Below are 14248 nucleotides of genomic sequence, written 5' to 3'. Positions count from 1 at the left end.
GTATGACTGGCTCGGGTGGTTCAGGAGCGAAGTCGGCGGTCGAGTGGCTGGTGTCGGTGGCACCGAACCCGGAGGCCTGCCGCTTCGACTGGGAGCGCAACCCTCTCGGCGTCACGCTCCTGCCCGCCGGGCGGCGCTGGGACGTGCTGATCCTGCCCGGCGGCCTCGGCCACCCCACACTCGACGTGCTGGCCCGCTGCGTCGACCGCCCCGGCCCCGTCCTCGCCGACTTCGGCGACGAACGCATGGGGTTCTTCGTGCCCGCGGGCACGGCCACCCGCTGGCTCGGCACGGGGGTGCGCGGCGCGGGCCGCGGCACCTGGATCGTCGTGCCCTACCCGGGGCGGGCCGCGGGCGGCGTCCGCTGGCTGGTCGCGCCGGACGGCTCCGGCACGCTGAACGACCCGGCGGTGCTCGAACTCGCGATGCACGAGGCGGCGGCGCGGCTGGCGCGGGGGGACGCGCAGGACGAGGACGCGTGACCGCGCGAACGCGTGTTCAGGAGCTGGGGGCTCTCACAGGACTTCGCCGCGTACTCCGGCTGATCACCAGCACCATGACCTGCAGCAGCAGCGCGGACAGGCACCAGCTCGCCACCACGTCCAGCGGCCAGTGATAGCCCCGCCGCACCAGCCCGAACCCGACCCCCACGTTCAGCAGCACGCACCCGATGACCAGCTCGCGACGGCCGTACGCGCCCCGCAGCAGCGGCAGCAGAAGCAGGACCGCCGCCCCATAGGCCACCGCGGCCGTCGCCGTGTGCCCCGAGGGGAAGTAGCCGCCGTGGCCGTCCGTGCCCGGCGGCCCCGGGCGGTCGATCACCGCCTTGAGCGGGGCGACGAGCGCGGGCACCGCGGCCATGGTGACGGCGGCGGCCGCGGCGGGCAGCCACCAGCGGAACGTACCGGCACGCCGGTCGCACCAGGCGGTGTACGCGAGGACGGCGACGAGGACCGGCACGGCGACCGTGACGTTGCCGAGGTCGGCGAGGAACTCCGCCGCCCGGCCGGGGAAGTAGCTGTCGGCGAGCGCGCGTCCGGCCCGCTCGTCGGCGCGGCGCAGCGGCCCCCCGGCGGCCACCGGCCAGGTGAGGAGCGCGAAGAGCAGAGCGCACAGGCAGAGCGAGAGGGCCGGCCGCCGCGGGACCGGTGATGCAGACATGGGGCACAGCCTTGCAGGAAGCGCCTCAGCGCGTCACAGGCACAGGCCCAGGCAGAGTCACAGGCATGGGCACGGGCACAGGCCCAGGTAGACACGGGCACAGGCTCAGGCACGGGCTCACTGCCCGTGATCGCAGCACTTGTTCCGCAGCCGCTCGCCCGTCCGGGCCCAGCGCGCCCGGTCCTTCGCCACCCCCGGCACCGCAGGGACGGCCGAGACGAGGTCGCTCACCTCGTACGGCACGCCGCCCCGCATGACCGACACCGTCCGCACCAGCGAGTCGAAGTCGCTGAAGGGATCGCCGTCGATCACGGCCAGGTCGGCGAGCTTGCCGACCTCCAGCGTGCCGAGGTCACGGTCGAGGCCGAAGATCCGGGCGGGCGCGGAGGTCGCCGTGCGCAGCGTCTCGGAGACCGAGAGGCCGCCGCGCCGCAGGGCGCGCAGGGCGATGTGGACGCCCAGACCGGTCGGGATGCCCGGGGAGTCCGTGCCGACGGCGAGCAGTCCGCCGGCAGCGGTGATCCTGCGGTAGATGTCGGTCTCCCGCATCAGCGTGGCCAGTTCGGCCTCGGTGGGCGGCCGCTCGGCCAGGCCGCGCACCTGGGCGGTCTCCCACGGCGGCATCAGCCGGGTCACCCGCCGGTCGTCGGCGAGGCCCGGTGCCGCGCCGATCAGCACCGACGCGGAGAACGGGGTGGCGATGAGGTGGAAGTCGCCGGTGGCGGTGTAGATCTCCGTCACGTCCTGGTACGCGCGCTCGCCCGCGGTGGTCGCGTGGCCGAACTCGGCGCGCTGGGGTGGCCTGGAGGTGCGTCGTCAGGTCCTGGCCGAGCTGGATGCCGGGGGAGAGGTTGTGGCTGCCGCAGCGCACTCCCAGCTCCTCGTGCGCGTAACGGGCGGCCTCTGCCATGATCCAGCCCGGCGCCCGGACGTAGGTCTTGACGAAGTCCCAGTCCAGGGCCTTGCCCCGGGACAGGGTCCGGCGCAGGCCCTCGCGGGTGGCGTGGACGCGGTTGTCCCACGCGACGCGGGTGCCGTCGAGGACTTCGCTGGAGGTCACGAGCCGGGGCCCCGCCAGCTCTCCGGAGGCGGTGGCCTCGCGCAGCCTGACCGCTTCGTAGGCGGTGCCGCCCATGGAGACGGCGCTGGTGACGCCGTAGGAGAGGAACAGGGAGGCCTGTCGGCCGCCGTAGACGCCCGGCTGCGGGTGGATGTGCGCGTCCCACAGGCCGGGGATCACGGTCTGCTGGGAGGCGTCCACGCGGCGGGCCGCCGCACGGCTGGACCGGTGCGGGCCGACGGCGGTGACGCGGCCCCCGCGGATGGTGATGTCGACGTTCTCGCGGACGGTGTCGTCGCCCCCGGAGCCGTCCCAGAAGCGGCCGGCGTGGATGACGGTGTCCTCGGTGGCGGGGCGCCGGTGGTCGAGCGGAATCCTGACCGTACGGACGCTGCCGTCGGCGACGTCGAGGAGCCTGAGCCGTCCCGCGGAGAGGTAGAGGACCCGGCTGCCGTCACCGGACCAGGTGGGGTGGTCGGCGGCCTCGGCGGGGAAGGTGCGGGGCTTGCCGTCCGGGGTGCCGTCGGGGCTCACCGGCAGCAGCCAGAGCGCCGACTCGACGACGACGGCCATGTGCCGTCCGTCGGGCGACCAGACCGGGCCGTTGCTGCTGCGGTCGGATATGGAGACGTGCGGCGCCACCGCGTGGGTTCTCGCGGAGCCGTCGGCCGTGTCGATCACGCGGATGAGGTTGTAGCCCTCGCGGAAGCGCTGGTTGACGCGGTTGCGGAAGCTGACGGCGACGTACCGTCCGTCGGGGGACCAGCTGGGCCGGCCGGACACCTCGCCGCCCGGCGGACTGGCGGCGAGGACCTTCTCCTTGCCCGTCCGCAGGTCCCGCAGCATCAGGTTCGTCGCGAGGTCGAAGCAGGCGAGGCGGTGGCCGTCGGGGGAGAGGGCGGGCTGGATCCGCCCGCCGGACGCGAGGACCGTCTCCTCACCGGTGTCGAGATCGCGTCTGCGGATGCCGGGCAGCCCGTCGCGGTCGTCGGAGTAGAGCAGCGCCTTGCCGTCGGGCGTCCACGCGGCCGCGTACACGTATCCGGTGGTCTCGGCCCGCGTCACCCGGCGCGGCGCCCGGCCGCCCGAGACCTCGCCGACCCAGAGGGAGTTGAGCGCGGTGAAGGCGACCCGCTTGCCGTCGGGGGAGAGCACCGGCAGGTCGAAGGCCCGCACGGGGCGGCTCGCGGTGCCGTCCAGGTCGAACGCCTTGACGCGGTACTCCGGCCGGTCGACGGGGAGCGGCGCGGTGAAGGGAATGTCCTCGCGGGTGCCCGGCGCGTCGGGACGTACGACGGTGAAGCGGCCGTCGACCGTCAGGAGCAGCTCCTTCGCCGAGATCCAGCGCGGCGGCACGGGCGCGATGTCGCCGCCGACCGCGACCGGCTCGCCCGCCACGACGAGGGCGCAGGAGGCGTTCGGCGCGGGGGTCGTCCGCAGGTACGCCAGCGTGCCGTTGGGGGAGACGGCGGGCACGAGGAGCTGCGCGGTGCCGGGGTCGGTGTGCTCCACGGTCACCGCCCCGCTGCCGTCGGCGGCCACGGAGGCGATCGTGCGGGCGTCGAGCGCGCCGCCCTTGACCGCGGCGCGGACGAACAGCACCCGCTTGCCGTCCGGCGACCAGACGGGGTCGAAGTCCTCCCACGCGCCGTCCTGGACGGGCCCTGACTGGTCCGGCCTCCCGGTGAGGCGGGTCAGCTCACCGGTGGCCAGCTCCAGTACCCAGATGCGGAACGGGGCGCCCGTCACCGGGTCGCCGCCGCGCTCGGATGCGAAGGCGATCCGCTTGCCGTCGGGCGACCAGGCCGGACCGCGGTCGTCCCACGGGCCTTCGGTGCGCTGCGTCAGCTCGGAGCCGTCCGGCTTCAGCGTCCAGATGTGGAAGCAGCCCGAACGGTAGGCGCAGACCGCGATCAGGCGCCCGTCGGGGGAGTGCACCGGACGCGTCGGCTCCAGCTCCGCGGGGGTGAGCGGCACGGCTTCGCCGCCCGTGCGCGGCAGGGACCACAGCACGCCCTGCACCTCGGCGATCAGCCGGTCGCCCGCGAGGGACGCGGCGCCGTTGGTGGCGGCGGTGAAGCGCAGCGCGGCCTCGGCAGCCGCCGTCCCGGTGGCCGGAGCGGCGTGGGCGGTGCCGGTGCCGATGCCCGTGAACGCGCCTGCCGTCGCCGCGGCACCGACGGCCGTCGTCGTCTGCAGGAAGCGGCGGCGCGATATGGAGGGGGTGCTCAACTGTTCTCCCACGAAGGCCGGTTGGTGTGTGGTGCGACTGACTGGGGACAGGGGCTACGCTTCGCGATCTTCATGGAGACGCCGGGGCGCGAGGAGTGCCTTGCAGGATCGCGGCGAAAAGGACCTGCCTCGCGCAGGAAGGCGCGTTATACAGGGGTGGTGAGAACCGATGCGCCGACCGGCGGCACAGCCGAGCCGCTCGTCGCGGATCAGAGCCCGCACAGCCCGCACAGCCCGGACAGCCCCCACAGCCCGGACCCCGCGGACCGCCCGGACCGTTTGGACCGCCCGGATCGTTTGGACTTACAGATCGTCAACGCCCTCCAGATCGAGCCGCGGGCCTCGTGGGCGAAGGTCGGCGCGGTGCTCGGCGTGGACGCCGTCACCGTCTCCCGCCGGTGGAACCGGCTGCGGGCCGCGGGCCTGGCCTGGGTCACGGCGTACGAACCCGGCCCCGGTTCCGGCCGGATGGCGATCGTCGAGGTGGAGTGCGCGGGCAACCCCCTGGAGGTCGCCGAAGCGCTCGTCCACGACCCGGAGTGCCGCACGCTCGACATCGCGTCGGGCGGCCGCGACCTGCTGATCGGTGTGGGCGCGGCCGACGAGGTGGCGCTGGCCGACTACCTCCTGACCCGGCTCGGCGGCAGACCGCAGATCGGGGCCGTGCGGACCCAGCTCATCACCTCGTTCGTCAGGGAGTCCGGCGATTGGCGGCTCGGGGAGCTCTCGCCGGACCGGAGCGAACGGTTCACCGGTCACGTCTCCCGTGAACCGGCCGTCCCCGCGGCCCTCTCCGAGCCGGAGCGCGCGGTGCTCGCGGCCCTGCACGAGGACGGGCGCATGCCCGCCACCGAGATCGCGGCGCGCACGGGCCTCGCCGTGCGCCGGGCGCGGGAGACGGTGCAGCGCCTGCTGTTCGAGCAGCGGGTGGTGCTGTGGACCGATGTGGCCCGCGGGCGGTCGGGGCGCTCCGTGCAGGCCTGGTTCTTCCTGCGGGTGCCGGCCCGGCGGCTCGCGGGCGTCGCCGCGCGGCTGGCCCGCCTGGAGGAGGCACGCCTGGTGGTCTCCGTCGTCGGCACGTACAACCTGGCGGTGTGCGTCTGGACGCGGGAGCTGGCCGACGTCACGCGGCTGGAGGCGCGGATCGAGGACGGCCTGGAGGGCGTGCGGATCGCGGACCGCTGCGTCACGCTGCGGACGGTGAAGCGTGCGGGGGTCCTGCTCGACGCGCAGGGACGCAGAACCGGCCGCGGTCCCGGCTGACGAAGCGAGGACATGCCGAAGGGCCGGCGCAAGGGGGGGAGTGCGCCGGCCCTTCGGTCGGTCGGCCGGCCCGGACGGTCCGAGGGGGCCTGCTCACGCGGGCCCGTCGGGGGGAGTCTCCGAGACGGCCACCGGATCGGTGGTCCGCGCGCCCCGGGGGGTGTGGGGCGAGCGGCCGTCCGATCGGTGAGGAGTTCCGGAGCCGACGGCTCCGGGGTGTGCGCTGGGCACGACCAGGGCGGGGCTGGGGAGGCTCCGCCGTGGTGTCGCCCACAGTCCCCTGTGGGCGGGTGTCTCTCTCAACTGCAGAAACCGTACGGCAGGCGGTTGCGGGCCGACAGGAGGTTCGGCAACCCGTCATGGGGCCCGCACACCTTCTTCACACGCCCCGACGGTCGGGGCCCGAAGGTCACGCCGCGTACCGGGACGCTCAGACGCGGGCGAACGCGCCCTCGATGATGTCCAGACCCTCGTTCAGCAGGTCGTCGCCGATGACCAGCGGCGGCAGGAAGCGCAGGACGTTGCCGTACGTGCCGCAGGTCAGCACGAGGAGGCCCTCCGCGTGGCAGGCCTTGGCCAGGGCGGCGGTCGCCTCGGGGTTCGGCTCCTTGGTCGTACGGTCCTTGACCAGCTCGATGGCGATCATGGCGCCGCGGCCGCGGATGTCGCCGATGATGTCGAACTTCTCGGCCATGGCGGAGAGCCGGCCCTTCATGACCGACTCGATGTTCTTCGCCTTGGCGTTGAGGTCGAGCTCCTTCATCGTCTCGATGGCGCCGAGCGCACCGGCGCAGGCCACCGGGTTGCCGCCGTAGGTGCCGCCGAGGCCGCCCGCGTGCGCGGCGTCCATGATCTCGGCGCGGCCCGTGACGGCGGCGAGCGGCAGACCGCCCGCGATGCCCTTGGCGGTGGTGATCAGGTCGGGGACGATGCCCTCGTCCTCGCAGGCGAACCACTGGCCGGTGCGGCAGAAGCCGGACTGGATCTCGTCCGCGACGAAGACGATGCCGTTGTCGTTGGCGAACTTCACGATCTCCGGCAGGAAGCCCTTCGCGGGCTCGATGAAGCCGCCCTCGCCGAGCACCGGCTCGATGATGATCGCGGCGACGTTGTCGGCGCCGACCTGCTTGTTGATCATGTCGATGGCCTGCTTGGCGGCCTCGGGGCCGGCGTTCTCGGCGCCGGTCGGCCAGCGGTAGCCGTAGGCGACAGGGACGCGGTAGACCTCGGGGGCGAACGGACCGAAGCCGTGCTTGTACGGCATGTTCTTGGCGGTCAGCGCCATCGTGAGGTTGGTGCGGCCGTGGTAACCGTGGTCGAAGACGACGACGGCCTGGCGCTTGGTGTGCGCGCGGGCGATCTTGACGGCGTTCTCGACGGCCTCGGCGCCGGAGTTGAACAGTGCCGACTTCTTCTCGTGGTCACCCGGCGTGAGCTCCGCGAGCGCCTCGGCGACGGCGACGTAGCCCTCGTACGGCGTGACCATGAAACAGGTGTGGGTGAAGTCCGCAAGCTGCGCGGACGCCCGGCGCACGACGGCCTCGGCGGAGGCGCCCACGGACGTCACGGCGATGCCGGAACCGAAGTCGATCAGACGGTTGCCGTCGACGTCCTCGATGATGCCGCCGCCCGCGCGCGCGGCGAAGACGGGCAGCACGGAGCCCACGCCACCGGCGACCACGGCGGTACGGCGGGCCTGCAGCTCCTGCGACTTCGGACCGGGGATGGCGGTGACGACGCGGCGCTCCTGCGGAAGGGCGGTCATGAGGGGCTCCTGTTGCTGACGGGGGTGGGGCGACGATACGGACGCTCTACTGCTTTCTTCGCAGGTTAGGGGCGGCGCAAGGGAGCGGGCATGCTCCACACGGGAGTCGTTCGGCGCGGCGGTTGTCCGCGGTGGACATAGGCGGCCGACCGCGACGGACATAGCGGCGGGCCGTGGTGGACATAGCGGGCGGTTCCGGCCCGCGCCGCCCGCGGGCCGCCCTGAGCTGCCGCGTTCCCGGCGATCCCGGGCGCGTATCCGATGAACTCCCCTTGTACGGGCACTAGATTGGCCCGCGAACCAGGAGAGCGGCAGGCCAGGGGGCAAGAATCATGGATTCCGACGGCACGCAGGACGCGCGGGGCACGCATGCCACTCCCGTGCCGCGCCCGGCGGAGAGCTCGCCGCGCCTGCCCGCGGGGCCGCCTGCCGCGCCGCCGACACCGCCGCCACCCACTCCGGTCCAGCCACCCGCTCCGGTCCAGGCGCCGGCCCAGGGCCGCCCACCGGCCCCCGCCCAGCCCCCGGTGCCGCGCCGCCCGCCTTCGCACCTCTCCGACATCGGTGACTGGCTGAGCGCGCCGCGCCCGAAGGCCGACCTCGGCATCTGGCGGTTCCGGCACGTTCCGCCGCCGCCGGAAGGCCAGGACGGCCGGCGGATGGACCGGGCCCTGGTGGCCGGTCTGATGATCTCGCTCGTGCTCGGCCTGTTCGTCTGGTCCGTGTGGCGGCGGGGAGCCCTCCCCTACCAGGCGACGATCATCAAGCTGTTCATCCCGGACGAGTGGTTCTACGCGGGGACCCTCCACCCCAAGGAGCAGCACTGGCAGGGCGACGAATACCTGACCGTCGTCGACGGGGTGTTCTTCGGCCTCGTCGTGTACGGCATCGGCCGCCTCGGCAACTGGACCGAGGCGTTCAGACATCTCATCGCCCGCAGGGAACAGCCCGTCCGGCTGATCCGCTCGGTGCTCGGCGCCCTGATCGCGCTGATGTTCGTCTGGCCCGACGCCTTCCCCGGCGTCTCCTGGGACGCGCTGCCGGTCGCCACTCCCGTGATGTCCCTGACCGCGCTCTGCACGGGCGGTTACGAGATCTTCGAGGCCGAGATCGTCACCTACGGGCTGTACGCGGTGATCACCGCGGCGGTCCTCTGGCCCTTCGCGCGGCTCGGCGACTGGTGGGGCTTCGTGCGCGACTGGTCGGCCCGGCCGAAGCGGAACCCGCAGCTGCCGCCACGCCCGGCGGGGCCCGCCCCGGTGGCGCCCCGCTCCCAGTGGCCCGAGCTGCGCGGGGCCGGGCAGGACCAGGCGGCCGACGTGCTCTCCGCCGAGGTCCTTGCCGGGCGGATGAACGACGTCGACTGCGTCCGGGTGCGCCGGGCCTGGCGCGAGGCGCAGCGGAATCCCGCGCTGCTCGCCTCGTTCACCGAGACCGTGCTGCGGCGGGGCGCGGCCGCCTGGACGCACCCTTCGGGGGCCCGTGACCTCCCGTCCCGCACCGCACCGCACGACCTGCTCGTCGGGCAGGTGCGCATCGGCCGGTGCGTGCCCGAGGACCGCAACCCGTGGGCGGCCCGCGGCGCGGGCATCGCCCTGGAGACAGCGGTGCTCGGCACCTCGCTCCTGGCGGTCGGCCCGTCCGGGGCGGGCAAGACCGAACGGCTGGTCCGCCCCGTGGTGGAGTCCCTGGCCCTCCAGGCGCTCACCGGCCGCTGCGCGGTCGTCGCGGTGTGCCCCGCGGGCGCGCCGCTCGGCGCCGACGACGGGTACGACGTCGTCGTCAAGCTCGGCGACCCCTCCTCGACGCACGACTTCGACCTCTACGCGGGCGCCACGGACCCCGACGAGGCCGCGTCCTTCCTGGCCGAAGGGCTCGTCGGCGACCTCGAAACGGTGGACAGCCGGCGCGCCGCGACGACGCTGGCCCAGGTGCTCGGCCCCTACTGGACCGCGTACGGCCGCTTCCCCGCCGTGCCCGTCCTGCGCGAGCTGCTCGAAGGCGTGCCCTCGGCGGTGTCGGAGCTGCGCACCGCCCTCGCCGCGGACGAGCACGCCGTGATGCGGCGCGAACTCGACGCGCGCGTCCGCCAGCAGGGCAGCCCCGCCGACCCCGGCCCGGCCCTCGCCGACCGGCTCGCCCTCCTGGACCGGCCCGCGTTCGCCGGATTCTTCGGCGCGGGCACCGAAAGCCCCTTCTCGCTGCGCGCCGTCGTGCACCACCCCATGCGGGTCCGCGTCGACCTGCCCGAGCGGGGCCACGCGGAGGCGTCCCGGCTGATCGCACGCCTCGTCCTCGCCCAGTTCAACGCCGTGGCGCACACCCGCGACGACCGCGAGCACTTCATCTGCCTGGTCCTCGACGACGCCACGCGCACCGTGACCAACGAGACGATCCGCGGCGTCCAGCGCCTGCGGTCGGCGAACGCGGGGGTGGTGCTCGCGCTGCGCACCGTCAGTGACGTACCGGAGGCGCTGCAGGGGCCGCTGTACGCGACCGTCGGTTGCCGTATGGCGTTCTCGGGCGTGTCGACCTGGGACGGCAGACGTTTTGCGGAGGCCTGGGGCAAGCAGTGGGTCGAGACGCGCGAGGTCGCCGAGCACGCGGTCTTCGCGGACCAGCCGATGACCCGCGCGCTGCACGCCCTGCGCAAACTCGTGACCGGCAAGGCGGTGACGAGGGACGCCGTCACCGTCCGCCGGGTCGAGCGCGAGCGCTGGTCGGCGTCCGAGCTGGCGCACGGGGTGCCACCGGGACACGCGGTGCTCTCCCTGACCGACGTACGCGGTGAGTACGCGCCGCCGCTCCTGGTGGACCTGCGGTCCTGAGGCGGCGGGGACGGGGCGCGGAGCCCGTGCGGGGCGGGCCTGAAAGGGCCTGGACGGGGCACCCGGAGAGCCCGGCCCCGGCGACCCCAGGCGGACCCGCGCGTACGGAGTGTTCGGTCTCGACCGCACCGTACAGTGAGGCAGAATCGACACAGGTCGTTCATACGGACCGGCCAAAAGATCCACATCCCTGCCGCAGACCTGAAGGTCCCATGCCGCCCACGCTCGCCTCGCTCGTCCACCACTCCGCGCTCAAGCTGACCGTGCGCGCGGGCGAGGAACGCCTGGACGCCCCGGTGCGCTGGGCGCACGCCAGCGAACTCGCCGACCCCGTGCCCTACATGGAGGGCGGCGAGCTCCTCCTGATCACCGCGCTGAAACTGGACGCCGAGGACCCGGAGGCCATGCGCCGCTACGTGAAGCGGCTCGCGGGCGCGGGCGTCGTCGGCCTCGGCTTCGCCGTCGGCGTGCACTACCCCGACATCCCCAAGGCGCTCGTCGACGCCGCGACCGACGCCGGGCTCCCGCTCATCGAGGTGCCGCGGCGCACCCCCTTCATCGCCATCAGCAAGGCCGTCTCCGCGGCCATCGCCGCCGAGCAGTACCGCGCCGTGACGGCGGGCTTCGCCGCCCAGCGCGAGCTGACCAGGCAGGCGCTGAGCGACGGCCCCGAAGGGCTGCTCCTCTCGCTCGCCGGGCAGGTCGACGGCTGGGCCGCGCTGTACGACGCGTCCGGCGCCGTCGTCGCCGCCGCACCCGAGTGGGCCGCGCGCCGGGCCGCCCGGCTCACCGCCGACGTCGAACGCCTCCGGGAGCGCCCGGCGCCCGCCAGCTCCGTCGTCGCGGGCGCCGATGACCGCATCGAGCTGCACTCGCTCGGCACGGGGCGCAGGCCGCGCGCCGCGCTCGCCGTCGGCACGGCGTCGACCCTCGGCACCGCCGAGCGGTACGCGGTGCACTCCGCCATCGCGCTGCTCACCCTCACCACGGAGCGGTCCCGCTCCCTGCACGCCGCCGAGCAGCGGATCGGCGCGGCCGTGCTGCGCATGCTGCTGGCCGGGGAGCCCGACCACGCGCGGACCGTCGCGGGCGACCTGTACGGCGGGCTCCTGGACGCGCCGTTCCGCCTCGTCGTCGCGGAGGTGGCGTCCGCGTCGGCGGCCCGGGTGCGGGCGGGCGCCGCGGAGGCCGCCGACGGCGGCGGCACGGAGGTCTCGCCGGGCACCGCCTCCGCCGCCGTCCTCGCGGCGGTGGCCGACGCCTCGGGCGGTGGTGACCCGCTCGCCGGACTCGTCGACGTCGTCGAGGCCGCGGCCGCGCGCTCCGGTGAGGCGCTGCTCGTCGTCCCGTACGGGGAACGGCTCGTGCTGCTCGTGCGGGACGGCGGCGCGGGAGCGCGGGCCTGCGCGGAGTACGCGGCCGCGCTGGAGGCGGGCCGGGGCGCCGCGGGACGCGAGGCCGCCGCTTCCGGCGCCTCCGGCGAGGAGGCCGAGCTGGTGATGGGCCTGTCCGCACCGGCAGGCCCGATCGCCGCGGCCACTGCCTACAAACAGTCCGAGCAGGCACTCTCCGTCGCGCGGCGCCGCGGTCGCGCACTCGTCGAGCACGAGGAACTGGCCGCCGGATCCGTCCTCCCCCTCCTCGCGGACGACGCGGTGCGGGCCTTCGCGGACGGCCTGCTCCGGGCGCTGCACGAACACGACGCGACCGGCCGCGGCGACCTCGTCGCCTCGCTCCGGGCGTGGCTCTCCCGGCACGGCCAGTGGGACGCGGCGGCCGCCGACCTCGGCGTCCACCGCCACACCCTCCGCTACCGCATGCGCAGAGTCGAGGAGATCCTCGGCCGCTCCCTCGACGACCCGGACGTCCGCATGGAGCTGTGGCTCTCCCTCAAGGCAACATCAATGGGCTCGGACTGACCGGGTTACGTGAACGTCGCCGAGCCCGCCGGCTGGGCTCAGGGGCGCGGGGAACTGCGCGACCAGCCACAACGCACCCGCACGTAACAGCCGAGACTCCGAGCGGGGCACGAGAACGTCGCCGGGCCCGCCGGATGGCCCAGGGGCGCGGGGAACTGCGCGCCCAGCCACAACACACCCGCACGTAACAGCCGACACTCCGAGCGGGGCACGTGAACGTCGCCGGGTCCGCCGGGTGGCCCAGGGGCGCGGGGAACTGCGCGACCAGCCACAACGCACCCGCACGTAACGGCCGAGACTCCGAGCGGGGCACGTGAACGTCGCCGGGCCCGCCGGGTGGGCTCAGGGGCGCGGGGAACTGCGCGCCCAGCCACAACGCACCCGCACGGGAGAACGGACGGCCGAAGACCCCGCCCCGTACAAACCGGTGCAGGCCCCCCGGCCAGTACTCCGCGCCGGACAAACGTCAGCACGTTCCCCTGCCCCTACGGTGAGGGACGTACCCCCAGACACACCACCGCGGAAGGGCCGGGAATCGACATGACTTCCATCCACGCCTTCTGGCTCGCCGGTCGCCAGACCACCGGCGAGACCACCCTCGACGTCACCTCGCCCTGGGACGGACGGCTCGTCGGCAAGGCCGCCGTCCCGACCGACGCCCAGGTCGAGGAGGCCGTCGCCGCCGCGTACGCCGTGCGCGACGAGTTCGCCGCGACCCCGGCCCACGTCCGCGCCGCCGCCCTCGACCACGTGAGCCGCAGGCTCGTCGAGCGCACCGAGGAGATCGCCCAGCTGATCTCCGGCGAGAACGGCAAGCCCATCAAGTGGGCCCGCGGCGAGGTCGGCCGCGCGGTCTCGGTCTTCCGGTTCGCCGCGGAGGAGGCCCGCCGCTTCAACGGCGGCGAGGCCCAGCGCCTGGACACCGACGCCGGCGGCCAGGGCCGCCTCGCGCTCACCCGCCGCTTCCCCAAGGGCGTCGTCCTCGGCATCGCGCCGTTCAACTTCCCGCTGAACCTCTGCGCGCACAAGATCGCCCCGGCCATCGCCGTCGGCGCGCCGATCATCCTGAAGCCGGCCCCCGCGACGCCGCTCTCCGGCCTGATCCTCGGCGAGCTGCTCGCCGAGACCGAGCTGCCCGCCGGCTCCTGGTCGGTCCTGCCGGTCGCCAACGACAAGATGCCCGCCCTCGTCCAGGACGAGCGGATGCCGGTGATCTCCTTCACCGGCTCCGACAAGGTCGGTTACGCGATCATGGACTCGGTGCCGCGCAAGCACTGCACCCTGGAGCTCGGCGGCAACGGCGCGGCCGTCGTCCTCGCCGACTACTCCTCCGACGAGGACCTCGACTGGGCCGCCTCGCGCATCGCGACGTTCTCCAACTACCAGGGCGGCCAGTCCTGCATCTCGGTGCAGCGGGTCATCGCGGACGCGTCCGTGTACGACCGCCTGGTGCAGCGCGTGGTCAAGGCCGTCGAGGCCCAGGTCACCGGCGACCCGTCCGACCCGGCCACCGAGGTCGGCCCGCTGGTCAACGAGGACGCCGCCAAGCGCGTGGAGTCCTGGGTCGACGAGGCGGCCAAGGCGGGCGCCAAGGTGCTCACCGGCGGCAAGCGCGACGGCGCCACCTACGCCCCGACCGTGCTCGCCGACGTACCGGCCGACGTCACGATCGCCTGCGAGGAGGTCTTCGGACCGGTCCTCACGCTCCGCAAGGTGAACGGCGAGGAGGAGGCGTTCGCCGCCGTGAACGACTCCAAGTACGGCCTCCAGGCGGGTGTCTTCACGCACGACCTGCAGACCGCCTTCCGCGCCCACCGCGCCCTCGAGGTCGGCGGCGTCGTCATCGGCGACGCCCCGTCCTACCGCGCCGACCAGATGCCGTACGGCGGCGTCAAGCAGTCCGGCGTGGGCCGCGAGGGCGTCCGCTTCGCGATGGACGACTACACCTACGAGCGCGTCATGGTCCTGACGGGCCTCGCCCTGTAGGACCACGTCCCGCAAAGGACAACGGCCGGAGCCC

The 14248-nt window shown here is 74.1% G+C and carries 7 protein-coding genes and 1 pseudogene; 5 read left to right on the top strand and 3 right to left on the bottom strand.

Annotated features, from left to right (window positions below):
* Positions 1–2 precede the first annotated feature (2 nt).
* Positions 3–482, top strand: a complete 480-nt coding sequence (locus tag ACZ7LU_RS11120; protein WP_468562234.1) for a hypothetical protein — start codon at positions 3–5, stop codon at positions 480–482.
* A gap of 16 nt (positions 483–498) precedes the next feature.
* Here ACZ7LU_RS11120 and ACZ7LU_RS11115 read toward each other — a convergent pair whose 3' ends face one another.
* Positions 499–1161 carry a phosphatase PAP2 family protein gene (locus ACZ7LU_RS11115; protein ID WP_471916567.1) on the bottom strand — a complete coding sequence of 221 codons (663 nt, stop codon included), beginning with the start codon at positions 1159–1161 and terminating at the stop codon, positions 499–501.
* 117 nt (positions 1162–1278) lie between these two features.
* Positions 1279–4465, bottom strand: a pseudogene (locus ACZ7LU_RS11110) (amidohydrolase family protein).
* 147 nt (positions 4466–4612) lie between these two features.
* Here ACZ7LU_RS11110 and ACZ7LU_RS11105 point away from each other — a divergent pair.
* Entirely contained in the window at positions 4613–5716 is a 1104-nt protein-coding gene (locus ACZ7LU_RS11105; RefSeq protein WP_471916566.1) for an Lrp/AsnC family transcriptional regulator, read from the top strand.
* 430 nt (positions 5717–6146) lie between these two features.
* Here the strand turns inward: ACZ7LU_RS11105 and gabT are convergent, their stop codons facing one another.
* Positions 6147–7481, bottom strand: a complete 1335-nt coding sequence (gabT, locus tag ACZ7LU_RS11100) for a 4-aminobutyrate--2-oxoglutarate transaminase (RefSeq protein ID WP_398308589.1) — start codon at positions 7479–7481, stop codon at positions 6147–6149.
* Positions 7482–7813: 332 nt separating this feature from the next.
* On the opposite strand from gabT, the gene ACZ7LU_RS11095 reads away from it, so the two are divergent.
* From ACZ7LU_RS11095 to ACZ7LU_RS11085, 3 genes are all read left to right on the top strand, one after another.
* Complete coding sequence (locus ACZ7LU_RS11095; RefSeq protein ID WP_471916565.1) at positions 7814–10309, top strand: ATP/GTP-binding protein; 2496 nt, start codon at positions 7814–7816, stop codon at positions 10307–10309.
* Between the two features lie 212 nt (positions 10310–10521).
* Positions 10522–12228 carry a PucR family transcriptional regulator gene (locus tag ACZ7LU_RS11090; protein ID WP_470984238.1) on the top strand — a complete coding sequence of 569 codons (1707 nt, stop codon included), beginning with the start codon at positions 10522–10524 and terminating at the stop codon, positions 12226–12228.
* Between the two features lie 540 nt (positions 12229–12768).
* Complete coding sequence (locus ACZ7LU_RS11085; protein WP_398308583.1) at positions 12769–14214, top strand: aldehyde dehydrogenase family protein; 1446 nt, start codon at positions 12769–12771, stop codon at positions 14212–14214.
* Positions 14215–14248 lie beyond the last annotated feature (34 nt).

The organism is Streptomyces sp. NPDC039462 (genome assembly GCF_055639375.1).
Note: the sequence above shows the minus strand (reverse complement) of the source record. Positions and strands in the feature narration are given on the sequence as shown.

Bases quoted from the DNA above. Each gene is read 5' to 3' on its own strand.
- ACZ7LU_RS11120 (WP_468562234.1), top strand. From the start codon at position 3: ATGACTGGCTCGGGTGGTTCAGGAGCGAAGTCGGCGGTCGAGTGGCTG.
- ACZ7LU_RS11115 (WP_471916567.1), bottom strand. From the start codon at position 1,161: ATGTCTGCATCACCGGTCCCGCGGCGGCCGGCCCTCTCGCTCTGCCTG.
- gabT (WP_398308589.1), bottom strand. From the start codon at position 7,481: ATGACCGCCCTTCCGCAGGAGCGCCGCGTCGTCACCGCCATCCCCGGT.
- ACZ7LU_RS11095 (WP_471916565.1), top strand. From the start codon at position 7,814: ATGGATTCCGACGGCACGCAGGACGCGCGGGGCACGCATGCCACTCCC.
- ACZ7LU_RS11090 (WP_470984238.1), top strand. From the start codon at position 10,522: ATGCCGCCCACGCTCGCCTCGCTCGTCCACCACTCCGCGCTCAAGCTG.
- ACZ7LU_RS11085 (WP_398308583.1), top strand. From the start codon at position 12,769: ATGACTTCCATCCACGCCTTCTGGCTCGCCGGTCGCCAGACCACCGGC.